21 protein-coding genes are annotated in these 24,858 nt (G+C 33.8%); 7 read left to right on the forward strand and 14 right to left on the reverse strand.

All coding sequences use genetic code 11. The features are described from left to right. Nucleotides 1-3: 3 nt before the first annotated feature. Both AC07SW_RS10805 and AC07SW_RS10810 read right to left on the reverse strand, forming a co-directional pair. Nucleotides 4-1,302 (reverse strand): sensor histidine kinase, encoded by a 1,299-nt coding sequence (locus AC07SW_RS10805; RefSeq protein WP_494632861.1) that lies wholly within the window; start codon nt 1,300-1,302, stop codon nt 4-6. After that, nucleotides 1,295-2,014 carry a LytR/AlgR family response regulator transcription factor gene (locus AC07SW_RS10810; protein WP_135081619.1) on the reverse strand — a complete coding sequence of 240 codons (720 nt, stop codon included), beginning with the start codon at nt 2,012-2,014 and terminating at the stop codon, nt 1,295-1,297. The genes AC07SW_RS10805 and AC07SW_RS10810 overlap by 8 nt, the downstream gene beginning before the upstream one ends. 135 nt (nt 2,015-2,149) lie before the next feature. Here AC07SW_RS10810 and rodA point away from each other — a divergent pair, with 135 nt between their 5' ends. Together rodA and AC07SW_RS10820 are read left to right on the forward strand one after the other, a co-directional pair. Then, on the forward strand, nt 2,150-3,307 hold the full coding sequence (gene rodA / locus AC07SW_RS10815) for a rod shape-determining protein RodA (RefSeq protein ID WP_494632863.1): 1,158 nt from the start codon (nt 2,150-2,152) through the stop codon (nt 3,305-3,307). A 22-nt stretch (nt 3,308-3,329) separates the two neighbouring features. After that, nucleotides 3,330-4,460, forward strand: coding sequence for an FtsW/RodA/SpoVE family cell cycle protein (locus AC07SW_RS10820; protein WP_034570551.1), 1,131 nt, complete (start codon nt 3,330-3,332; stop codon nt 4,458-4,460). A 115-nt stretch (nt 4,461-4,575) separates the two neighbouring features. Here AC07SW_RS10820 and trmB read toward each other — a convergent pair whose 3' ends face one another. The 5 genes from trmB to AC07SW_RS10845 form a co-directional block, all read right to left on the reverse strand. Next, nucleotides 4,576-5,220, reverse strand: a complete 645-nt coding sequence (gene trmB / locus AC07SW_RS10825) for a tRNA (guanosine(46)-N7)-methyltransferase TrmB (protein ID WP_034570554.1) — start codon at nt 5,218-5,220, stop codon at nt 4,576-4,578. A gap of 82 nt (nt 5,221-5,302) precedes the next feature. Further along, nucleotides 5,303-6,094, reverse strand: a complete 792-nt coding sequence (locus tag AC07SW_RS10830; protein WP_034570557.1) for a phosphotransferase family protein — start codon at nt 6,092-6,094, stop codon at nt 5,303-5,305. 220 nt (nt 6,095-6,314) lie between these two features. Next, complete coding sequence (locus tag AC07SW_RS10835) at nt 6,315-7,748, reverse strand: MDR family MFS transporter (protein ID WP_119907835.1); 1,434 nt, start codon at nt 7,746-7,748, stop codon at nt 6,315-6,317. A 218-nt stretch (nt 7,749-7,966) separates the two neighbouring features. Continuing rightward, a complete protein-coding gene (dat, locus tag AC07SW_RS10840; RefSeq protein ID WP_034570563.1) occupies nt 7,967-8,827 on the reverse strand; it encodes a D-amino-acid transaminase in 861 nt (286 codons plus the stop codon). A 105-nt stretch (nt 8,828-8,932) separates the two neighbouring features. Continuing rightward, nucleotides 8,933-9,901, reverse strand: a complete 969-nt coding sequence (locus tag AC07SW_RS10845; protein WP_119907834.1) for a LacI family DNA-binding transcriptional regulator — start codon at nt 9,899-9,901, stop codon at nt 8,933-8,935. 143 nt (nt 9,902-10,044) lie between these two features. Here AC07SW_RS10845 and AC07SW_RS10850 point away from each other — a divergent pair, with 143 nt between their 5' ends. Then, a complete protein-coding gene (locus tag AC07SW_RS10850) occupies nt 10,045-11,490 on the forward strand; it encodes a glycoside hydrolase family 1 protein (RefSeq protein WP_485401618.1) in 1,446 nt (481 codons plus the stop codon). Between the two features lie 173 nt (nt 11,491-11,663). On the opposite strand, the gene AC07SW_RS10855 is transcribed toward AC07SW_RS10850, so the two are convergent. From AC07SW_RS10855 to AC07SW_RS10870, 4 genes are all read right to left on the reverse strand, one after another. Then, the gene (locus tag AC07SW_RS10855; protein ID WP_494632866.1) at nt 11,664-12,815 is read right to left on the reverse strand and encodes a pyridoxal phosphate-dependent aminotransferase; all 1,152 of its coding nucleotides are present in this window, start codon (nt 12,813-12,815) and stop codon (nt 11,664-11,666) included. Between the two features lie 13 nt (nt 12,816-12,828). Continuing rightward, entirely contained in the window at nt 12,829-14,454 is a 1,626-nt protein-coding gene (locus tag AC07SW_RS10860) for a pyridoxal phosphate-dependent decarboxylase family protein (protein ID WP_311907224.1), read from the reverse strand. Nucleotides 14,455-14,666: 212 nt separating this feature from the next. Continuing rightward, a complete protein-coding gene (locus tag AC07SW_RS10865) occupies nt 14,667-15,899 on the reverse strand; it encodes an ABC transporter permease (protein ID WP_119907830.1) in 1,233 nt (410 codons plus the stop codon). Continuing rightward, nucleotides 15,900-16,634, reverse strand: coding sequence for an ABC transporter ATP-binding protein (locus tag AC07SW_RS10870; protein ID WP_119907829.1), 735 nt, complete (start codon nt 16,632-16,634; stop codon nt 15,900-15,902). It abuts the gene before it with no gap. 171 nt (nt 16,635-16,805) lie between these two features. Here AC07SW_RS10870 and AC07SW_RS10875 point away from each other — a divergent pair, with 171 nt between their 5' ends. The 4 genes from AC07SW_RS10875 to AC07SW_RS10890 all read left to right on the forward strand — a co-directional run bounded on the left by AC07SW_RS10875 (nt 16,806) and on the right by AC07SW_RS10890 (nt 19,774). Further along, complete coding sequence (locus AC07SW_RS10875) at nt 16,806-17,234, forward strand: HIT family protein (RefSeq protein ID WP_119907828.1); 429 nt, start codon at nt 16,806-16,808, stop codon at nt 17,232-17,234. Between the two features lie 3 nt (nt 17,235-17,237). Continuing rightward, complete coding sequence (locus AC07SW_RS10880) at nt 17,238-17,612, forward strand: YtxH domain-containing protein (RefSeq protein ID WP_034570581.1); 375 nt, start codon at nt 17,238-17,240, stop codon at nt 17,610-17,612. Nucleotides 17,613-17,809: 197 nt separating this feature from the next. After that, nucleotides 17,810-18,697 carry a peptidylprolyl isomerase gene (locus AC07SW_RS10885; protein ID WP_463684916.1) on the forward strand — a complete coding sequence of 296 codons (888 nt, stop codon included), beginning with the start codon at nt 17,810-17,812 and terminating at the stop codon, nt 18,695-18,697. 153 nt (nt 18,698-18,850) lie between these two features. Further along, on the forward strand, nt 18,851-19,774 hold the full coding sequence (locus AC07SW_RS10890) for a peptidylprolyl isomerase (protein ID WP_034570587.1): 924 nt from the start codon (nt 18,851-18,853) through the stop codon (nt 19,772-19,774). Nucleotides 19,775-19,809: 35 nt separating this feature from the next. Here AC07SW_RS10890 and AC07SW_RS10895 read toward each other — a convergent pair whose 3' ends face one another. From AC07SW_RS10895 to AC07SW_RS10905, 3 genes are read right to left on the reverse strand one after another with little or no spacing between them, the layout of a single operon-like run. Beyond that, nucleotides 19,810-20,772 carry a 3'-5' exoribonuclease YhaM family protein gene (locus tag AC07SW_RS10895; protein WP_119907825.1) on the reverse strand — a complete coding sequence of 321 codons (963 nt, stop codon included), beginning with the start codon at nt 20,770-20,772 and terminating at the stop codon, nt 19,810-19,812. 39 nt (nt 20,773-20,811) lie between these two features. After that, nucleotides 20,812-23,619, reverse strand: coding sequence for an ATP-binding protein (locus AC07SW_RS10900; RefSeq protein ID WP_494632870.1), 2,808 nt, complete (start codon nt 23,617-23,619; stop codon nt 20,812-20,814). Continuing rightward, entirely contained in the window at nt 23,609-24,850 is a 1,242-nt protein-coding gene (locus tag AC07SW_RS10905) for a metallophosphoesterase family protein (protein ID WP_119907823.1), read from the reverse strand. Before AC07SW_RS10905 ends, AC07SW_RS10900 begins: the two co-directional genes overlap by 11 nt. Nucleotides 24,851-24,858: the final 8 nt, after the last annotated feature.

Below are 24,858 nucleotides of genomic sequence, written 5' to 3' on the forward strand. Positions count from 1 at the left end.
TTTTTAATAATCTTTAAAAATCAAGCGTACGGTAGCTGTCGTATCTTGTCTCTCAAATTTTACCTCTCCATTGTATTTTGTAGTAATTTTTTGCATATTTTTCCAACCAAATCCGTGATTTAATTGATCTTTTTTACTTGTATTAAAAGGGTCAATTTTTTTATTTGAGACACTATTCTTGATTAAAATAATCAGATACCCATTTTTCACTTTAAATTGAACGGTAATTTTTTTTTGATCATTTGCTATTTTATTAACTGCTTCAATCGCATTATCGAAGGCATTTCCTAGACAAATAGCGACATCTTTTTCATTCACATGCTGAAATTCAATGGGGAATACTGATAAATCCAATTGAATACTGTGCTCTTTACAACGTTCTTCCAAATGAAGAATCATGCTATCAATCATCACATTATCTGTAAAAATTGTTTGATAATCATCTATTTTAGTTAATTCTAATTCTGAAAAATAGTGCTCTAGCTGTTGATAATGACCCTTTTTAAGTAAGTGTTGCATAATAATCAACTGATTTTTTAGGTCGTGTTTAATTCCTCTGATTTCATTTTGATTGGCTAGAATTTTTAATTGTATTTGTTTTTGATAATAAAGTTGCTCATTTAATGTATTGTTCTCAAATTCAACTTTATATTGTTTTTCCAACTTCTCTAATAATTGTAAGACAAAATAACTACCAAGTACCATTACTAAAATTGACCCAACTGAAAGCAAACGAAAAATCGGATTATTTTCTAAGTAGACGACAAGCAAAGAATTGTACACTAATATAATCGTAATCATGACTAATAACGTCGTGACGCTGCTATGCAAATACAGAGCCTTATCCTTGTATTTCTTTTTTAGTACAACTAACTGAATAAAATAAAATTGCATGATATCGCTACATAAGTAGAAAAAAACATGTTTAAGCGAGTCAACTTGATCAAAAGTACTTGAAACGACATACAATCCACTTGAAATATGACTAACACTGCTTTCCACTATAATTGTAATTAAGCAATAAAGTAAAATATAAAAAGATTTTCGACTGCCCTTAAAAAAACGGCTACTAATAAATAAACTCGTTGTTAAGGCAATAAAATACGTCATCACAGAAAATTGCTCAAAGTACGTAACCGTTAAGTCTTGACAAAAAAAGAGTGGAAATAACACTAAAAATTTCTTTTTAGGTTTTCCAACTAGTCGACTAAAAAAATAGTAAACTAAAAAAGCTTCAGCTATTGCTTCAAAAACATCTGAATAACCCCAATTTTGAGAAACCCAATCGATAAACTCAACCATAACTATCACCATCCTGTGATAAATAATCAAAGAAAGCGGCTTTAAATGATTTGGCATTTCCTTTACTGACAGGAATCACTGAACCATCCACTAAAATCAAATGATCTTTTTTTAATTCTTTCACAAATTCTAGCTGTACTAAATAGGATTGATGGGGCCTAAAAAAATTTTTCTTCGCTAAGCTAGCGGCAAATTCCCCCATTTTACCATACATTCTATCGACTTCTTGATTGCTATAAAAATAAAGTTTTCGTTGCTTACTTTCAATATACGTAATATCTTTCAATAAGATTTTTTTTTGCCCAAATTTTGTTGAAATTGTAAGAACTTCTTCTTTCCGCTTGCCTGCAATCAGCTCCAACAAATCATTCAGTTGACCCTGTTGTATGGGTTTAAGTAGATACCGCAATGCATTTACTTGATACCCTTCGATAGCGTACTCCATTAAACTTGTTAAAAAAATCAATTCTACTTGTTGATCCATTTCTCGAATTTTTTTTGCAACCTCCATGCCACTTACACCTTCTAATTTAATATCTAAAAAAACGACATCAAAACGATGGCTAGAATATCGGTAAATCTCCATTAATTCTTCGCCACTTTTAAACCATTCAATCATTAATTTTTTGTGACATTGTTCTTGGTAATTGTTTAATTGTTTCAGCAACATTTGTTGATATAACTCTTCATCTTCGCAAATTGCAATATTCATAGAACACACACCCTTCGTACCATTCATTCCAATTATTACATTTGAAGGTCAAATTACAACCATTCGGAACATTTATTAACTTTTTCTTTATAAATTTAACTCACCTTTCAAGGTGTACTATAAAGGAGTGGTTTAATGGACAAAGAAAAAAAAGAACAACACAATTATGCAATTATACTTTTGCTAATGTTACTAGCAGCGATTAGTTTACTAGCGATTTATGCCGCAACAGACACATGGAATTATGTGATTTTACAAACTTTTTGGTACTTTATTAGTATTATTGTCATTTTCATTTTAATGAAGTTTGATGCAGAAGTATTATGGAAAATTGCCCCACTAACTTATTTGTTAGGTATTTTATGTTTAATCGCTGTTTTATTTTTTGGGGTCACAATTGGTGGCGCAAAACGTTGGTTAAATTTTGGAATTATGAATTTTCAGACTTCAGAAGTGATGAAAATTGCCTTTATTTTAATGCTATCAAGGTGTGTGACTCAACACAATTTTAAAAATATCAAAAGAACAATTCAATCAGATTTGCTGTTGCTTTTAAAGATTGTAGCTATCAGTATTCCTCCAGTAGTATTGGTTATGTTACAGCCAGATTTGGGAACCACAATCGTTTTTTTAGCCATCATTAGTGGGATCACTCTTTTATCAGGTATTTCTTGGAAAATCCTACTCCCTTTATTTTCAACCTTTGTTGGGATTATTACTACGCTATTCTATTTTGTTTTATTTAACCGACCGATTCTTTATCGTTTTGGATTTCACAGCTATCAATTTGATCGAGTTGATGTTTGGCTTGAACCTTATAAGGATATTTCGGGCGATTCTTATCAAACCATTCAAAGTATGAAAGCAATTGGTTCTGGACAAATTACTGGAAAAGGTTTGGGAATTTCAGAAGTTCACGTGCCCGAAAACCATACTGATTTTATTTTTACTGCTATTGGTGAAAATTTTGGATTTGTAGGCGGTGGTATCTTGTTACTAATTTACTTTTTATTGATTTATCGCTTGGTGGTTACATGCTTTTTAACGAAAAGTGAATTTTATACGTATATTGTCACAGGGGTTTTAATGCTAATTTGTTTTCATATTTTTGAAAACATTGGCATGACGATTGGCATCTTGCCCGTTACTGGGATTCCGTTGCCTTTTATTAGTTACGGTGGCTCTTCTTTGTTGGGGAATATGGCGGCTGTAGGTTTAGTTTTATCCATGAACAAGCACAACCGCGAGTATGTATTCTCGACAAATCATAAAAAATGGCATTTTTTGACATAGTTTGTTGTCCTAGGAGGTTTACATGAAAAAAACAAATCGTTTCTTTTTATTGATTTATTTTTTGCTACTTTGTTTCGGTATTTTAATGGTTTATTCAGCAAGTAGCGATAGCGCTCAAACAAATACTGGAAGCAGTATCACTTATTTTAGAAATCAGGGAATCTATGCAATTGTTGGAATTCTTTCACTGTTTTTCGTAAGCAAATTAAAAAAATCCTTTCTTGTTCATCCAAACTTATTAAAGACCCTTCTTACTGGAATGTTTGCCTTGTTAGGTTTTGTTCTTTTAACTGGCAAAATAAACGGAGCCAGTCGCTGGATCAATATTGGTTTTTTTAATATTCAACCTGTTGAGCTAGCTAAGATTATTTTGATTTGGTACACTGCCTTTATTCTTTCAAAAAAACAAAAACAGTTAACAAGTAATTGGGTGCAAGTTATTTGGGCGCCTTTGATTGTTTTAAGTTTGGTCGGAATGTTATTATTTCTTCAGCCTGATACAGGCAGTGTTTTGATTTTAGCTGGGATTGTTCTGGTACAAATTTTTGCATCTGGGATTCCTTTTTATTTAGGGGTGTTAAGTTCACTCTTTATCTGTTCTGTGATGTCCGGTTATATTTTCTTAGTCAGCCGTTACGGAACCTCTGTAATAGGCATGTCTGCTTATCGATTTGATCGCTTTAAAGCTTTTTGGTCACCTTTTGAATTAGAAAATGGTGCAGGTCATCAACTGGTGAATTCTTACTATGCGCTAGATCGCGGTGGACTGTTTGGCGTCGGTTTAGGAAAAAGTGTTCAAAAAACGGGTTATTTGCCTGAACCACACACTGATTTTATTTTAGCGGTGATTGGAGAAGAGCTAGGCCTACTAGGAATTATTTTTGTTTTAACCTTACTTTTCAGTTTAATCTTATGGGTATTCTACTTAGGTATCAAGTTGAAAGATCCTTTCGCATCCTTACTATGTATTGGTGTCGGAATGATGTTTTTAATTCAAAGTTGCATCAATATTGGCGGTGTCACTGGGTGGCTTCCCATTAGTGGGGTAACTTTACCTTTTGTTAGCTATGGTGGCTCTAGCTTGATTATTTCCTCAATTGCGATTGGTTTAGTTTTAAATGTTAGCGATACTTTTCGCGCTGTTAAAACCTAACTTTATAGTATATAAATAAGGCTTTGGTTGACTAGTTTGTTTGTTTAATGAACCAAAATTTATAAAAAACCAGACAAAAGATAACACTATCTTTTGTCTGGTTTTTAGATTGCTTTTATTTTTTAGGAAAACTGGCTACAACTCTGTATATACGTTGTCCACGATTTGAGAATTTTTCTTCATACTCAGTCATTACATTGCCTTCAAAATCACTTTCATGTAAATTCAACCAAACTTTTTCAATTAACATGCCATATTTTGAAAAGCTATGAAGTGAATATTCAAATAAGCCTTGATTATCTGTTTTAAAATGAATTTCACCTTGTGGAATCAATATTTCCTCATAGCCAACTAAGAAATCATGATACATCAAACGACGTTTTTCGTGCTTTGTTTTAGGCCATGGGTCTGAAAAATTCAAGTAAACTTGACTCACTTCGCCCTTTGCAAAGTATTGTGTTAAGGCTCCACCATTTACATGAAGCAATTGTAGATTTGGTAAGTCTTCAGCAATTAATTTATCAAGTGCTACTACTACGACACTCATTTGCAGTTCAATTCCGATGTAGTTGATTTCTGGATGAAGTTTGGCCATTTCAGTAACAAAACGTCCTTTTCCAGTTCCAACTTCAATGTGAATAGGATTATTATTACCAAAACGTTCCTTCCAACGTCCTTGCCATTTTTCAGGTGTATCTACCACGTATTGGGGATAATTTGCAATTTTTGCAGGTGCTCCTGGTTTATTTCTTAAACGCATTTAATTCTCCTCTTTCGCTTCTATAATTATTATTGGGTTAAAAAACAGAATTCTCTTCAGTAAAAAGAAGAGAATTCCATTGCTAAGCTTCTTTAGTGCTTTGATAAATAGCTTGTAAAGTTAAAATATCTTGATTCATCTCGTGAAAACGCGATTGATAATGATGACGTTTTGTCTGTTGTAAAAAATTAATAAGTGCATACCACTCAATTCGTTTGATAACTTCATCTGTTACGACAGTTCCATAGTTTTCTAACCATTCTCGCCAGCTTTCTTTGGGTACATATTGACACAACAACATGCTTAAATCCATTGCTGGATCAGCCAAAACAGCCATATCCCAGTCTACTAAATACAATCGGTTCTCATCAGATAGCAACCAATTTTTACGGTAAATATCCCCATGGCATACTTGTGGTTTTACAGATTCCATTTGAGATACTTCCTGAGTTAGTTTAGCTAAAATTTCTTTTAATAAGGGATGAATCGCTAAGTCATGCGGCAAAGCCATTTTATATGAACGTAATAATTTTTCTGGTGACACTTCTTCTCCACCGACACGATACAGCATCTTACGCAGCGTTTCTGAGTGATGAATTTTATATAATAATTTTGCAACGCTTGGTGAAGACATCTCTTCACTTGCCAAGGTACGACCATTTAGCCATTCTTGAGCCGTTAAAACATCTCCGTTACCGATGCGTTTCGTCCAAACAAGTCTAGGGGTAATACCTTCGACAGAAAGTGCAGCTAAAAAAGGCGAAGAATTTCGCTTCAAAAAAAGCTTTTCTTCTGCTCTAATTCCCATATATGCTTGGCCAGTATCTCCACCAACTGGAAGCAATTTCCATCCTGTATCTATTTCAAAATCCATCTTAATCATTCCCTAACTTAAATTAACGAACTTACGTACTAGAGCCAAAAATGATAGACATCAATAAGATATCTATCATTCTATTCACTCCTTATTTTAGGTTGCTTCTGCTTCTACGTCAAGCATATATACACTGTTTTACCAAAAAAAATAAAAAAAGCTTGAAAACTCACATTTTCATCTCTAAAAAATGAGTTTTTCTAAGCTAATTTTAACGAATTTAATTCGTATTTTCTTGAACAACTTTTATTTTTGATTTTGGTGCTTCATCTCGAACAAACAAACTGAGTATCAAACCAATTAATGAAAAGATTCCGACTACGAAAAAGACAGCTTGAAAACCACTTAGCGAAGCTAACTGCGGGCTTCCTTTATGAGCTGCTGCTGCACTATTTGATACCATCATCATGATGACAACAAATAGTGCCGTTCCCATTGAACCAGCTAACTGTCGTTGAGTATTAAACATCGCACTTGCATGTCCTGCCATTGATAAGGGAACCGCATTAAAAGCACCTGTTTGAAGAGGCATTAAAGTCAAAGCAATTCCTAATGAACGAACTAGCTGAATCCCAATAATTGTTGAAAGAGATGATGTTAATGTTAAACGTCCGATCATAAAAGTAGTAACTGTTATTAAAAACAGTCCTGTAATGGCTAATATTTTTCCTCCGTATCGATCAAATAAGCGCCCAGTAATAGGGCTCATTACAGCGATGACGATTGAACCTGGCAGTAAAATCATACCTGATTTCATAGGGTCGAAACCACGAATACTTTGGAAGTAAATTGGAAATAAAATAATCCCACCATACATTCCAGCCAAAATAATAAAGGAAATGATCACATTTAATCTAAAGCCTCGGAATTTAAATACCTTAAAATTGAGCAAAGGGTGCTCTGAAGCATTGCATCGTTTAATTAGTAATAAAATAGAAGCAATACCGACTAGCAGGACACCTCCAACATTGATACTAAAGAAATCATGAGAAGCCGCATTGCTGAAACCAAATAGCAAGCCACCAAATCCTAATGTAGAGTAAACGACACTTAACCAGTCTAAACGAGGCTTTCCAACCTCACTCACATTTTTCAGAACAAAGTATGCTACAACTACATCAAGAATTGCAAATGGTAAAATAAAGTAAAAAAGCATATTCCAACTGTAATTTTGAACAACCCAACCGGAAAAGGTAGGACCAATTGCTGGCGCGAAGTTCATGGCAAGTCCAATTAATCCCATTGCGGAACCTCTTTTTTCAATTGGAAACATATACAGAACCACAATCGTTTGTAATGGTAAGACAATTCCAGCTCCAATTGCTTGAATCATTCTTCCTCCAATCAATACCCAATAGACACTAGAAGTTGCCGCAATCAATGTTCCTATTGTAAAACAAATCATGGCAAATAAGTAAAGCTGCCTTGTTGTAAATCGTTCAACTAAGTAAGCCGTAATTGGAATCATAATCCCATTAATCAGCATATAGGATGTGGTTAACCATTGACCACCTACTGCTGTAATCGAGAATTCTTTCATAATACTTGGGAGCGCTGTGCTCATCAAGGTTTGGTTTAATATTGTTACAAATGTCCCCATAATAATAACGCCTAAAATCGTTACAATATGGGATTTTTGATGCTCATGTTCCACATCGATTCCCCCAATCATCATTTGATTTGCGATGTAGATTTTAATTAAACAGCTTTAAAATACCAACTGTTTTTTTATAATTTCAACGAACCTTTATTGGACTAGTTAGAAATAATCAAACTTCCACATCACAAAAGACGCTACTCTGGATAGAGCTAGCGCCTTGTTTGCTTTTATAATCGTATCATAAATTTCTCATGCAATCAATAGTTAGATATTTATCGAACTTTCCCACAAACTTCTTCAACTGCTTTTACATATAAATCTTGAAGTTGCTTCACAACAGGTCCTCGTTTGCCATCATTCACTTTAACCCCATCAATTTCAACAATTGGCATTGCTTCAATCGTTGTACTTGATGAAAAGACTTCATCCGCATTTTTCAATTGTTCTAATGTAAAGGCTTCTTCTTTAACTGGAATACCTGCTTTTCTAGCAACATCTAATAAGACAATTTTAGTGATTCCTGGTAACACTAAATTGCCATCTGGATGAGTATAAATGACGCCATCTTTGACCATCCACATATTTGTCGAAGCTCCTTCAGTGACAATACCATCACGATGCTGTATTGCTTCTTCTGCTCCAACTTTGTGGGCTTCATGCTTAGCCATTACATTTCCCAGCAAACTAATTGATTTAATATCACAGTGCAACCAACGCATATCAGGCAACGTAATCACTGAAATACCACGATCCATTTTTGCTTGATCTCTTGGGACTTTAGTAGTTGACGCCGTAAAAACAGCGGGCACTTTTATTGGATCTGGGTAAGAGTGGTCTCTTGGAATCGCAATTCCTCTTGTTACTTGGAAGTAAATATTACCAGTTTCAATTTCATTTTCTTTCATTAACTTGTATAGGCGTTCTTTTAATTCATTTTTAGTGAAGGGAAGGACTAAGTCAATTTTTTTAGCTCCTGTAAAGAGACGGTCAATATGTTCGTCAGCTGTAAAAAAAGTGCCATTATATGCACGAATAACTTCATATAACCCATCACCAAATTGATAGCCTCTATCTTCCATATCAATTTTCACTTCATTGCGTTCTACTATTTTATCATCCAATAAGACTTTCATAATTAGTCCCCTCTCAATACACATTCATCTATTTTGAAGCTATCATATCAAAAATCACCCTGCAACGCACGTCATTTATCTGAAAATTCAAAAAATCTTAAACTTTTAGGTTGTTCCGCGTTCAATTAATTTAAATTCAAGCTTATGCAACGGTAATTCTTTATGTTTTAATTGATTGTACAGTTTAAAAAAAGCATTCTCTGCTTGTAAGTGCATGGGATAATCTATGGTTGTTAAATTAAATAGTTCAGAAATAAAAGTGTTGTCAAACCCTATAATTGCGACTTGATTAGGAACAACGATTTCTAATTCTCTTGCTTCTGCTAAAAAGCCCACCGCTACATTATCTGTTGGAAATAAAACTGCCGTTGGAGGCGTTGTTTCCTTTACCCACCATTGAGCAATTTTTCTCCCATCATTTGAGCTATGCAAATCATAAATAATATCGTCTAGCTTAGGATCAAGTTGCTTTTCGAGACAGAAATCGTGCCATGCTTTTACTCGTGCGACTGTATTGAGACTTTTTTCAATGCCAAAAAAGGGTTTGATTTTACGATGACCTTTTTCATACAAATGATACAGCCCTAATTTGAACCCTTCATAATGATCCATAAAAATAGTGTCAATTTTTGTTGATTGAACTCTTTGCCAAGTCACAATGGGTCCATATTTACTGTATTTTTCAAGTACTTCCCATTCATTTGAGCGAACAATATGAAAAATGCCATCAATTTGTTTTTGTTTTAATTTTTGAAAAGCTTCCACTTCACTTTTTTTATCATAATCTGTCAATAATAAAGTCACTTGGTAGCCATATTTTTTAGCAATTGTTGCAAAACTACTTAGAAAAATGGTAAGCACATCTGAAAAGTCTGGTGATACAATGCCAATATTCTTGGTTTCACCGTTTTTTAAATAAATGGCATTCTGATTGGGTGTGTAATCAAGTTCGTCAATAATTTTTTGAACTTTTTTTCTAGTTTCTTCTTTTACATAGCCATTATTGGAAATCACTCGTGAAACAGTTGATCTTGAAACTTCTGCTAGCTTTGCAATTTCATTGATATTCGACATGCTAGCACTCTCCTTTTCGTTCGATTCATTACATATTGTAGCATTATTTAACTGGAATTTCAGAGAAGATTTTATTTTTATTTGACATGGGATGCATCTCATAGTTTATGCTAAGAGAAATAAATGAATTGAGGTGCTTTTTAATGTCAAATACAAAATCTATTTTCCCAAAAAACTTCTTGTGGGGTGGTGCTACGGCAGCAAATCAGCTGGAAGGCGCTTATTTGGAAGATGGCAGAGGCTTGTCTGTTGCAGATGCCTTACCTGGTGGAAAAGACCGCTTCAAAATCGTAGCAAGTCCTGACTTTAATTTTGAGCTTGATGAATCTAAATATGTCTACCCAAACCATAAAGGAATCGACCATTATCACCGCTACAAAGAAGATATCGCGTTATTTGCTAAAATGGGCTTCAAAGTCTACCGCTTATCTATTGCCTGGTCACGTATTTTTCCAAATGGTGATGAGACCACACCTAACGAAGCTGGTTTAGCCTTTTATGATAACATTTTTGATGAATGCTTAAAATACGGAATTGAACCTGTTGTGACAATTTCTCATTATGAAATGCCGTTACACTTAGCTAAAGAATATGGTGGCTGGGGCAATCGCAAATTAGTTGATTTTTATGAGCGCTATGCAAAAGTTGTTTTAGAGCGTTACCATACAAAAGTAAAGTATTGGATGACATTTAACGAAATTAATAGTGCGTTGCATTTCCCAGTGATGAGTCAAGGCTTGGTAATGAAAACTGGCGCAGGTAGCAAGCAAACCATTTATCAAGGATTGCACCATCAATTTTTAGCAAGTAGTAAGGCTGTCAAAATTGCTCATGACTTAAATCCTGATTTAGAGGTTGGCTGTATGATTATTTATGCAACCACATATGCTTACGACTCAAATCCAATCAATCATTTAAAAGCTTTAGAGTACAATCAAGCCTTTAATTTTTATTGTGCAGACGTTCAAGCCAAAGGGGAATATCCTCATTACGCCAAACGTATCTGGAAAGAAGAAAATGTTACTTTAGATATTCATGATGGCGATTTAGCGTTATTAAAAGCATATCCTGTCGATTATGTTGGGTTTAGCTACTATATGTCTACTGTTGTGACGACTGACGAAGACGTTATGGCAAAATCTGAAGGGAATTTATTGTCTGGCGTTAGCAATCCTTTCTTAGAAGCTTCTGAATGGGGCTGGCAAATTGATCCACTTGGCTTGCGTTTAGCTTTAAATGAATTATATGGGCGTTATCAGAAACCATTGTTCATTGTTGAAAATGGCTTAGGAGCAAAAGACGTTCTTGATGAAAATAATTTTGTTGAAGATGATTATCGCATCGACTATCTAAGAAGTCATATTGAAGCAATGGGTGAAGCTATTGGTGATGGAGTTGATTTAATGGGATACACTCCTTGGGGCTGTATTGACTTAGTCAGCGCTTCTACAGGTGAAATGTCTAAACGTTACGGATTCATTTACGTTGATCTTGACGACAATATTGAAGGCTCTGGAGATCGTTATGAGAAGAAATCCTTTAATTGGTATAAAAAAGTCATTGAAACTAATGGCTCTGACTTAGCTTAATTTTAACTGAATAAATAAGCTCAATTACAAAAATTAAACAATCTATTTAGTAAAAAAGAAAGAAACGGGAATTCAGTTGAATTTTCGTTTCTTTCTTTTTTATTTAAAATCAGCTAAAGCGATTATTTCCCCTCAATCGCTAACATTCTCCACAATCATCTCACTTACATAACCTAATCCAATAATTGTTTTAATTTAGTTACCACTACTTCCATCACACTCATCTCTTGAACCATCGCGATTCTAATGTATCCTTTTCCACCTGATCCAAAACCACTTCCTGGTGAAAATAAAATATCTGTTTTTTCTAAAATAAAGGTAACAAACTCTTTATCACTCATATAGTCATATTGCTTTGGAATCTTAGTCCATATGAAAAAAGAAGCAGCTGGTTTTTTTATTTTCCATCCGACTTTATTCATTTCTGCAATAAAGTAATCAATTCTTTCTTCATACTTGGCTATTTCAACACCAGCTAACATGGGTAAATGTTCAAGGGCTGTAATGGCCGTTTTTTGTAAAGGAAGAAATAGTCCAAATTCAATATTAAATTGTAACGCTTTTAATTGTTTGATGATTTCTTTATTCCCACAAACAAATCCAATTCGCCACCCTGCAATATTACAAGACTTACTCAGACTATAAAGCTCAACTGCCACCTCTTGTGATCCTTCAATTGAAAGAATACTAGGTACTTCTGCATCGGTATATCGAACTTCTGCGTACGCTAAATCATTTATAATCATAAACTGATATTTTTTTGCTAGTAAAACAACCTCTTCATAAAAGGCGCTTGATAAAACTGTGCTAGTTGGATTTCCTGGTGAACATAGAATCATAAGTTTCGCCTCTTTGAAGGCCGTTTCAGAAATTTTACTTAAATCCGGATAAAAATCATCTGGATTACAAGGAAAATAGAGGATTTCTCCATCTAAAAGCTCAATGCATTTTGTGTATACACTATAGGATGGAGTGGGAAGTAAAACCTTCTCATTTTTACCAATAAGTAACGAAATCAAACGATATATTGCTACCTTCGTTCCTGGAACTTCTAAAAAATGACTGTCTGGCGTTAAATTAACTCCAAATCTCGATTGATAATAGTTAGCAATACTTTTTCTAAGGCTGTTTGTTAGTTCAGGTGAAAAGCATCCGTACCCATGCATATCCTCTTCTTGGATACACTGACTTAATGTATCAATCAAAAGTTTATTTGGTTTTCCATCTGGATTTCCTACTGCTAAATTTATGATATTTTTGTTGTTCTCTAATTTTCGATCAATAAAATCAAAAGCATCTTCTTTGTATGCGTTAGTGGCTTTCAAATGATTACCTCCTTTAACGAATCGGTTTTTCAATAGCTTTTTCGCTGAGTTCATAATTTCCAGTTAAAACATCCTGTTCAAAATCAGCAATGACTCCTTTTAATGAATCTATTATCTCTGTTGCTTCATTTCTCGATGCTAAATTAATGGGATACAATAAATAAGCCACTTGTTCCACTGATTCAGCGTGAACCTTATATGCTGGGACAAAGCTTATTAGTGGCACCATTTCCCCTTGATTGCATTTGTTCCAACAATAATTTATAAAGCCTTGTGCAATTATGCCTTCATTATGTTTTGTTTCTTCAATTAAAATATGAAAATCAATTAAAAATACCAGTTCCCATCCTAAAGAATAGTCATTAATCACAGTCAATTTATCTTCTTTTTTCATTTCATTTTTAAAGTGTAAACTCATTTCATGTAATTCAATTAAGTAGTTTTGAAAACCAGAAATCCCTAATCTTTTAAGAGTAATATAAGCTGCCGAAATCCCCATTGCCGGTCGTGAATTTTCAATGGTATAGCGATAGGCTCTGAATTTCCCATACTGATAATCTTCATCAGAATATTCATAACTCCCATCATTCAGTGCTGTAAAAGCCTCTTTAGATTTCGTTATAAAAAAGCTTGTTGAATAGGGGCAAAGTCCATTTTTATGAAAATCAACACCGAAAGAATCGAATTTTGATAGCCCCGCTTGTCGCTGTACCACTTGATTAATTTTAGATTGAATCGATTTTTCTGTTGTTTCTAAATTTGAGCCAGCTATTTTAAAATTAAACCATAACCAACCAATTACGCTGTCTAAATGAAAATGTGGGACATACTTTTCACCTAAGGCTTCCAAAGTTTTGGTTACGACCGTGTAAGCTTTATCTGTATCATCATGAGCAAAATTTATCGTTGTTCCCCCACAACAAATGACGGCTGCTATTTGTTTTCCTTTAGAAACTTGTAACGTTACAATCTCCTCAAGTTGCTGGTAATCCATCTGCCAATCTTTTTGAGCGGGTACTCTAACACACTGTTCAGACCCTATTCCAAGAATGGAACAGACATGCTCCACACAGTAATGCGAAGATTCATTTGTTAAGACAACTAGATTTGAAGGAACCCCCTTTTTATTTGAATTTGGAACTAACTTTGCAATCGCAAGTTTTATTGCATAAAGTAAGGTTAATTTCCCACCATTGCATGAAATTCCAACTGCCTCATTCCAACCTACAAGCTTTCCAACTCCTCTTGAAATTTGTTGCTCAGTTAGTAACAATTGTCCACCAAAATCGTCCATTAAACTGTTTACGTTATAGAGTTGAGTTAAGGTTGTTGCTGCAACCGCATCTAATAAAGGAGTCGGAACCATATTAAATAACGAATACGTTGAGTGTGGTCTGATAGAGCCATTAAAGACCGCTTGAAAATTATCTAATACTTTTTCACTATCCTCTCCGTCGAATGCTAATGCAAACTTGCTTAGTTCGGCATCATAATTAAAATCAATTATTGGTACCTTAGGCGATTGTGATTTATTTTTATTGCCTTGTATTTCAGACAACTTATTCAAAAATAAATCAAAGTTATCCTCGTTAGCATTCAGGAACTCATCTTCTAATTTAAAAAAACTATTTGTTCTCATAAAACACCTCCTGTGTTATTTTTTATCATAACATGGCTGGTAAGTTGGAATGAATTCGTATGTCATACATGTTAGACTTTCAATCAAATTCACTATCTAATTTAAAAATAAATAACCTCTTATTTCCCCCAATATTTTACAGGGGGACTCTAGTCTAAATAAAAAAAGCCCTCTTTCCTTTCATATCAATTGAAAGAAAAAGGGCTTCCTTTTTAATATCGTTTTGCAAGTTTCATTTTTTTAATCCTGCTTGGTAAGTAAAATTGGCAAAATACAACACTAAAAACAAGTGCAACAATTCCCATTAATAAACTTTCAGTAATGGAAAGAACTAGCAAGCTAGCAATTACAATAATCACTGATTGGCAAAGTAAAATCATCATTAATAACCTCTTCAAAGCGCCTGTTTTCACTGTTTCTTTAACTGGGTACAAATTCGTCAGCGCCATATTGTCATAGTGAAAATAAAGAGGCAATAGTTGAAAGCCCGTTAAGTAAATAAAAATAACAGCTAAGAAAAGACCCACGTAAAATGAATGAGTAACCACAATCAAGATAGCCGCAATTCCAGTCAATCGAATAAATAACCCACTGTACTCCGTTCCTCGTAAAAACGTTCGAGCATAGAGGTAGTCAAATGTTTTTTGATGAACTGGTTTAATGCCTTTTAAAAATCCATCTAAATATTTGCGACGTCTAACTTTTCCTTTTAATGAAGGAATATCTGTAAATAAATTAATAAATTGATAGATACGGTGCATTCGTTGTTGTTCACTTGAAACCATCCATTCCCATTGATAAACTTGATGACTGCTTTTTTTACTAAGCCAGTTTCTACTTCCAATGGACACTAAAATCGCCAATGCAACACCTATAATAGGGTAGCTAAACAAAGAAACTCCACTAAGAATGGCTACTGTTACTACCTTAATAAGCGTAAGCAGATGTCGTTCTTCTTTTTGACTTACTTTTAACGCATAAATTTGTAAATCTAATTCCCAGTTTTTCAACATTAGCAACATTACGATAAAATAAACCATATCGAAAAAAGTAAGAGTTGTTGTGGCTACTAATAATGGCATTAAAAAGGCTGTTATTAATACAATGATAAAGCTTGGCAATAAGCTACTATACATTTTTGCTCCTTTGAAATAGTCCTTCATCTGCTCTTCTTTTGGTAGTAAGAATACAGCATCTGCTGGTTGAATCAAGGTTGCTAATTTTCCTGTTAGAATCAATAAAACAAAAATAACTAACACAATGGGCCGACCCCAAATAAAATCTCCTGCTAAGCTTTTTAAAAAGTTAGAATACGCATAACCTAGTGCACCTATTAAAAATAAACATACTAATACAAAATGGTCATTAAAAACATACTTCATATAACGCATCATTTTCTTTTGATGTAAACGAACTCGTTTTTTCCAAATTTCAATCATGTTCATCTATTTGTCCTCTTCTTTAGTTAATTGGATATAAATTTCATCTAAAGTAGCTTCCGGCATATTAAAACTTGCTCGAATTTCTGCTAAGGTCCCTTCTGCTTTCACTTCGCCATTGTGTAGCAACACAAAACCATCACACTGTCTTTCAGCAGTTGCCAAAATATGGGTTGACATTAAAATAGAAGCTCCTTGTGCTTTCATATCATTCATTAGTTCTAATAAAGCATTGATTCCTAATGGGTCTAAACCTAAAAAAGGCTCATCGATAATATACAAACTAGGTTCTACCAAAAAAGCACACAAAATCATGACTTTTTGTTTCATTCCTTTTGAAAAATGTGCTGGAAACCATTCCAGTTTATTTTCTAAACGAAATGTTTTTAATAACTTTCCAGCTCTTTCAAAAGCAATTTCAGTCGGCACATCGTACGCCATTGCAGTTAGTTCAATATGCTCTTTTAAAGTCAATTCATCATATAAAACAGGCGTTTCAGGAATAAAAGCAAATTTCTTTCGATAACTTTCAGTATCCTCCTGCACCGTCAACCCATCAATTGAAATCGATCCTTTTGTTGGTGACATTAAGCCGATAATATGTTTAATTGCTGTACTTTTACCAGCTCCATTTAATCCTATCAATCCTATCAATTTTCCTTCGCCAACTTCAAATGAAATATCTTTTAAAACAGGTATTTGGCTGTAACCCCCTGTTACATTCCTTACATTTAAACTCATTATAGTATATCCTCCCGTAAATTTATTCTATCTTAGTATATCATAGCCTGACTTCTGTCGGTTGACTTTTCTATTTTTTCAGCATTAGCGTTTCACTTTCAATCATTTTTATGATACATTTAAACTATCAAAACGAAACATTTTTGGAACAAAGAAAGAAGGTTAAGTTAGATGAACGATTGCGTATTTTGTAAAATTATTAATCACGAAATTCCAAGCCATGTTGTTTATGAAGATGACGATGTGTTAGCCTTTTTAGACATCACACAAGTCACTCCTGGTCACACTTTGGTGATTCCTAAAAAACATGTAACCGATATTTTTGAATACGACGAAACCTTAGCTCAAACTGTTTTTAGCCGTATCCCTAAAATCGCTCGTGGTATTGAAAAATCAAATCCTGCTATTCAAGGAATGAATATTATTAACAATAATCGTGAAATGGCTTATCAGTCTGTTTTCCATTCACATTTCCATTTAATTCCTCGCTATGGCAAAAAGGATGATTTTACTATGCACTTTGGCAACAATATGAAAAAATACACACCTGAAAAATTAGCTGAAATTGCAGCGACTATTCAACATGAATTGGAGGACTAACACATGGCACATCCATTTTTTAAAGGTTTACTTTTTGGTTCTATTATCGGTGGGGTTTCCGCTTTATTAACTAACCCTCGCTCAGGTAAAGAAAATCGGGATTTAGCATTGAGTTACATTGACGATACGACTTTGCTCGTTGAAGATGTCTCAAACAGCATTCATTCTTTAAAGGGGGCTATCACTGAATTAAGTACAGAAGGCCTTTCTCTCTTAAATGAATTTACAGAAGAAATGACTGATTCTGTAGAAGAATTTACTATTCAAAATGAACCTCGTATGCGTCGAATTGAAGAAAAAGCAACTAAACTAACTGCCGATTTAGAAGAGTTTTCTGAATTGATGCCTGATTTAGAAGAATTAACTTCAAAAGAATAAAAATCCCTAACGCCAGTTGCCCTTAAACAACTGGCGTTTTTATTTTGCTCTTTAAATATGATTTTTTTGTGACTTTATCTTGATTTTATACGGAACTCTTTAAATTAGTAAACTTTTTTGTATATAGATATGTTATATTAAGTAAGGTACGTTTTACTTAAAAATGTAAACAATCAATTTTGAGAGGAATGAAGAAAATGAAAAAATTAATGATTGCAGGTGCAGCCTTATTATTAGCTGTCACAATTGCTGGTTGTTCAGGAGACAAAACCGTTGCTTCAACGACGGCTGGTAAAATTAAACAAGAAGAATTATACAACAAAATGAAAGGGAAATACGGTGAAGCAACCCTTCGTCAAATGTTAATTTCAGCTGCTTTAGAAGATCAATATGGCGATAAAGTCTCTAAAAAAGACGGTGAAGCTGAATTTAACAAAACGAAAAAACAACTTGGCGATCAATTTGCCGCAGCGCTTCAACAAAACAATGTCACTGAAAGTGACTTTAAAGAAACTTCTCGTACAAGAGCTCTTATAAAAGTAGCTGTTACCGATCAAAAGAAATTTAAAGATGCTGATTACAAAAAAGCCTTCAAAACTTGGGTTCCTAAAATGTCTGCTCAACAAATCGTTGTCGCTGATGAAGATAAAGCAAAAGAAGTTATTGCTAAACTAGATGCTGGTGAGGATTTCACAAAATTAGTCAAAGAATACTCAACAGATACAACAACTAAAGACAAAGAAGGAAAAATTGAAAACTTCGATAATTCTACTGGTCTTGATGCCACTCTCGTAGAAGCAGCAAGTAAACTTAAAGATGGCGAATATACAAAAGAAGCTGTTCAAGGTCAAACTGGCTATACGATTCTAAAAATGACTAAAAACCCAGGCAAAGGCAAATGGGAAGATCATAAAAAAGAATTGAAAGAACAAATGATTGATGAAATCGCAAACGACCAAGCTCAATTACAACCAATCTTAGCTAAAATAATTAAAAAAGCAAACGTACAAATCGAAGATAAAGATATGAAAAATGCAGTAGCTTCTATATTAGAACCAACTACTAACACTACTTCTACTAAGTAATGTTAACTAAGAGAATAAGCTTTTTTCACACTTATTCTCTTTTTAACGTAATATTAAGAATATTAGATTGGTGTTTTCCTTTTAAATCTAGGTTGGATTATGCTATATTTAATAGAGTGCTTCGCAATTATAAAATGAAATGGACGTGTTCAAATGAAGAAATTTATGCTTTCTTGTGTAGCTGTACTTGCAGTCATCACAATCGCAGGTTGTTCAAACAGTACAGTAGCTACTACTAAGGGTGGAAAAGTAACACAAGAAGATTTATATGAATCAATGAAAGAAACAGCAGGCCCTGCTGCTCTTCAAAAATTAATCTTAAAAGATGTTTTAGAAGAAAATTATGGAAAAGATGTAACAGATAAGAAAATCAATGCAGAATTCGACAAACAAAAGAAAAGTTATGGCGAACAATTTGATACATTGCTAAAACAAGCAAACTTAACTGAAAAATCATACAAAGATACCATTCGCATGAATCTATTAGTTGAAGCAGCTGTTAAAGCAAACACAAAATTCACCGATGATGATTACAAAAAAGCTTGGGAAGACTGGACTCCTAAAATGACAGCTCAACACATTTTAGTAGCAGATGAAGCAGCAGCAAAAGATTTAATTGCTAAAATCAATGCTGGTGAAGATTTTGATACCTTAGCAAAAGAAAATTCATTAGATACTGGCTCTAAAGAAGACGGTGGAAAATTACCTGAATTTGATGCTACTACAGGATATGATCCAGCTTTCGTTGCAGCTGCGGCAAAACTTAAAGATGGCGAAGTAACCGCTGAACCCGTTCAAGGTCAAAATGGTTACCACATCATTAAAATGATCAAAAATCCTGAAAAAGGAAACATGAAAGATCATAAAAAAGAGTTAGAAACAGCAATGCTTGATGCAAAATTAAAAGACAATGAATACATTCAATCAGTTCTTGCTAAACTTGTTAAAAAAGCAGATGTAAAAATCAAAGATGAAGACTTAAAAGATGTAATGGACAGTTATACTGGAAAATCATCTGATAAAAAAGAAAGTACTACTAAAAAAGAGTCAACTGACAAAAAAGAGTCAACTAAATAATAAAAAAAGAAACGTGCCGATGCACGTTTCTTTTTTTATTCCCCTAACTCAGTTGATTCTTTTGGTTTATAAAACGTACGATTATCCATTCCAAAAATACGTTCTGTAAAGGTTCCTGGCTCAGTACGATTCAAAGCCGAATTTAACATGTTAATAGAAGCATCCATGTTATCAATTTGATGTAAAATCTCAGCTTCTCGTAAACGTGGTCGTACAGGTGAGCCATAATCTAACTGACCATGATGAGATAAAATCATATGTTTTAATAAAATAATATCTTCATTCTTATCGTCAATTTTTAGAGCTAAACAAGCTTTTGTGATTTCTTCATCGACGATTACAATATGACCAATCAAATTTCCTTCAAGAGTGTACTCTGTTGAGATGGCTCCTGAAAGCTCCATTACTTTCCCAAGATCATGCAAAATAACTCCTGAGTACAATAAGGCTTTATTTATTTCTTCGTATTGACTGGCAATTGTTTTAGCAAGGCGCAACATGGATATTGTATGAAAAGACAAGCCTCCCATATATGCATGATGGTGTTTTTTGGCTGCAGGAAATTGGAAAAATTCCGTTTGATATTGATTTAATAAATAACGCACTACTCTTTGCATATTTGCATTAGTAATGTCAAACAACGTACTGTTTATCTCTTCAGCAATATCTTCTTTTTTTATTGGCGCGCGTTCCATGTAGAGTTCTGGCGCATGGGGTTCATTTTCGCTTGCTAGTCGAAGTTTAAAGAGCTTTAATTGTGGATTTCCTTGATAAAGTTCCCGCTTTCCTGAAACTTTAATAACACTTCCAGCTGTAAATGCTGCAATATCTTCTTCAGAAGCATCCCAATATTTTCCATCGATCTGACCACTCTTATCTTGAAAAGTAAAGGCAATAAATTTTTTGCCATTTTTTGCAATTCGGATATCGGCTCCCTTAATCAATAAAAAAAGATCAACGGTATCGTCAACATTATAATCGTATATTTTTTTGTCCATACATCTCCCACTCTCTTATTTCATTTTAGTTCGTTACCTCTATTGTAACACTTTCACCTGTTCTTTAGGGAATACATCTTGAATTTTTTTATCACATGTGAAATAAAGAACCTGATTGCTCTCACTCATTTTCACAATCAGCTTCAACATCTGTTCTTGACGGTCAAAATCAAAATTAACAAAACCGTCATCAATCAAAATGGGCATTTGAATTAAATCAGCTGCATTTTTAATAAATGCAAAACGCAACGCAATATAAAGTTGCTCGGCTGTTCCTTGACTTAATTCACTGACATCAAAAATGAGGCCTTCGTGATGCTGGACTTGAATTTGATTTTCACTTAAAAGAATACGATGGTAATTTTCATTTGTTAACAATTTAAAATACGTTGTTGCATCTTGAAGCGTTTGAGGGAGACGGTCTTTTTTTGCATAGGTTAATGATCGTTCAATTAAATCAGCTGCAATTTGGTAACTACTCCATTTATCTACTAAATCTTGTAGTTCTGATTTTAAATTGGCAAATTCTTGTAACAATACAGAATACTGTCCGCCTTCTTCTAAATTTTTCAGTGCAACTTCACATTGAATTTTTTGATTAATCATTTCTTCAATCTTTATTTTTTGTTGGGATAGCTCTTGTTTTTGTTCTTGAATCGCATCTTGTAATTCTTGTTCATCTCTAAACGTTTCAAGTAATTCTTGGTTTATTGCAATTTGATTTTCTAATAACGTGACTCTGGCTTTTTTACTTTTTAATTGATCGTTTAACAAAAACTTCTTACGAAAAGACTCTTCATCTTGTACATAAACAAGTTGAAATAAATCAATTCTTTTTTTTTGGTAGATTTTGTTCTTCTTCAACCAATCTGATTTTTCTTGATTCAATTCTTCAATGGATGCTTTTACCTTATTTTGATGTTCAAGTTCTCCTTCGATTGCTTTTACTAGATGCTTAATTCCAATCAGAACAGCTGATACATGATTCCAATCTGCTACAACAACGGATTTAAGAAATTCAGCTTTCTTTAACCACACTTGAAACTGATCATTGATTACTTGTATTATCCGTTGATTTTCTGTAACTTCATTTTTTAATTGTCGAATTAACTCAAACGGATCAGATTCTGATAAAAAATCAGTAATTGCATACTGTTTTGGCAACTGCCATTCTGATTGTACTTGATTGATTTCCAAAAGAATCCCTTGTTTTCCAACCGTCATTTCTTCAAGTTTATGGGTGACTTGATTTACTGAAATCGTTACCTCATCTGATTTTGCAAGTAGTTCTCGCCACTGTTTTCGAAGTTCTTGTTGACGAATAAATTCCTCATATGAGTAAGCTGGTGCATCTAGTGTGCTTTTTTTCTTTTTTTCTTTTAGCGAAAGAACTCGATACCCACTGAAAGCGATCAAAGCTAGACCAAATAAGATAAAAAAACGACTAGTGACAAATCCAAGTCCTATTGAAACAAAACCCGCTAATTGCATGAAAATAGTAGCGAATGTAGGCTTTGTGGACTGAGTTTTTTGACGTTGGATTTTATTGACTGAATAAAATTCTTCTACTTGTTGAAATTGTTGATTTTCCCATAGTAGTCGCTCCACTTGATCTAGTTGCTGATTAAAAGCATTGTTTTCAAAGTTTAACTGTTGATACTTTTCGGATAATGATTGTTGCTCTTTTGTATAAAAATCTTGTCGTACTTGTAATTCTCTTAGTTTTTCTAATTGCTCGTTACCTAGTTTAAGTGGGATAGGAGTGTCTATAGCTAAGTTTAAATAACGATATTCTTGTTGAATTTGCTGGAAAAGTTGTTCATTTTTCTGGTTCACTTGCTGCTCTTTTACTAAATATGCCTCTATAGTTGGAATCGTTTCTAACAGTTTAGTTAGATTTTCATTATGCGTTTCATAAAAGTCTAGCTCTTTGGAAGGAGCTAATTGCTTTGTTAACGAACTTAGCTGCTCTTCTTTTTTTATCAGTTCATTTTTGATTTGCTGCAATTCTTGGTTAAAATGTTGCAACTGATAAAGTCCATCTTCGGGTAATTTCTTTAATTGAGCTTCGCTAATTTGTTTTTGAATAGCTTTCATTTCTACAAAATATTGCCAGTTATTCGTTAATTCATTTAATTTTTCAAGATGGGTTTCAATTGCTTGCTGTTTTGTTCTTAGTTGATTGATGTTTTGTTCTAATTCTAGTTTTTGATTGACTAGTTGGTTATACTGATTATTTTGTGCCTTTACTGTTTTGAGCTGTTTTTCTTTTTTTCTAATTTCAACTATTTTTTTATTGATCTCAGGTACTCTTCCAGTTTGCTTGTAAAGCTTACTGGCTTCTTGCTTAAAGCGGTCAGCAATTTTTAAATAGCGTTCATTTCCCATCGTTCCTATACTTAAAAAATAGCGATTTAATTTTTCTTGATTTAGTTGACTGATTTTTTGTAATTCTAACAAATTAAAGGAAAATAAGGCTTGATACGTCGCTTTATCGATGCCGCTTACCAATTCATTTAAAACTGTTTCTGGTAGTTTACTTCCATCTGCTTTAGTCAACGTAAGTTTGCCGTTTCCTTTACCTTTAATTCGTTCAATATCAAGTTCACCATATTGTCTTGTGACAATCCGCAAACGACCACCATAGCGACTGCCTTTTCTGGGTTCATAGCGTAATTCAGAACTTTGTTTAGCAGGAAAACCAAATAATATACTATGAATAAAGGCCATTAACGTTGATTTTCCAGCTTCGTTTTTTCCATAAAAAATCTGCAAATCTGTTAGAGAATCAAATGGTTGATCTACCCATTTTCCATAACCATAAATCGTAATTTCTTTAATTTTCATGGTTATCCCTGCTTTCATTCACTAATTCTGTACTAATTTCCGTTAAACTTTGCTTCATAATTCTAGAACGATAATCCTCATCTCTTGATTCCAATAAATCTTCAATTAACGCAAAATCAAATAAGCTATTGGTGGATTGATTAAATTGGTTCTCTTTCGACAATTCTTCAATCCCATGAAGCCACTCTTCCATAATAAACATTTTTTCAGTGGTATCTTCTGTCGCTCTTTTTTGTATTTTTAGTTGATTTACCCAAATAAAAGGCTCTGTAGCTGAAATTTGTTGCAAGGCTTCTAGCAACTCTCCTTGGATTATTTTCTTTAAGACGTTTGGCAATAAGTCTTTTGTATCCACCAACTCAATGGTTAATAAATAATTTTTTTGACTGCCTTCTTTTATTTCAATTGTCTCTTTAATTTTCCGATACACGTCATCCAATGTTGACCGTTTAGCTAATGATATTTCTAACGTTTCCCATTGGATATCCTGAGTTTCTAGTGTTTCAATTGATGAATCCCCTAATGTTAGTGTGACTAATTCACACCCTTTGATGCCAGTTTCTTTACTACTTCTGCCTTGCGTATTCCCAGCGTACAGGATTGGTGGTTGTATTTCTAATACTTGTCTTGTATGAATATGTCCTAATGCCCAGTAATCGTACCCTTTGCTCTTTAACTCGTTGATTGTAAAAGGTGCATAGTGTCCGTGACTTGTTTCCAATCCTTCTGAAAAACCATGTAACATTCCAATATGAAAATCTGCCGTCTCATGCTTTTTAGGATATTCTGTAATCATGCGTTTCGTCATCCATCTACTGTTGTAACTGAAACTACTCACTGCTATGCGTTCTCCATTTTTTGTCGTCAACCATTTCGTTTCGACTGTTTCACTAAACAATTCAACATTTTCTGGCATCTTTAAATGTAACCCACTATTTTCTATGTAATCATGATTCCCATGACAAATAAAAACTGGGATCTCAGCTTGGTTTAATCGTTCCATTTCTGTCTTTAAAAAGGCTTGTGCTTTGACGCTTCGATCGTCACTATCATAAATATCGCCTGCCAGCATTACAAAATCAACTTGTTTATCAATGGCATGATTTACTAAATTTGTTAATGCAGTAAAGGTGGATTGGTATATTTTTTCCCACAAAAAATCAGGCAATGTTTTTAACCCAATAAAAGGGCTATCTAAATGCAAGTCAGCACCATGTATAAATTGAACCACTTGATTCA

The sequence above is a fragment of the Carnobacterium sp. GW821-FHT04C06 genome, assembly GCF_059420345.1.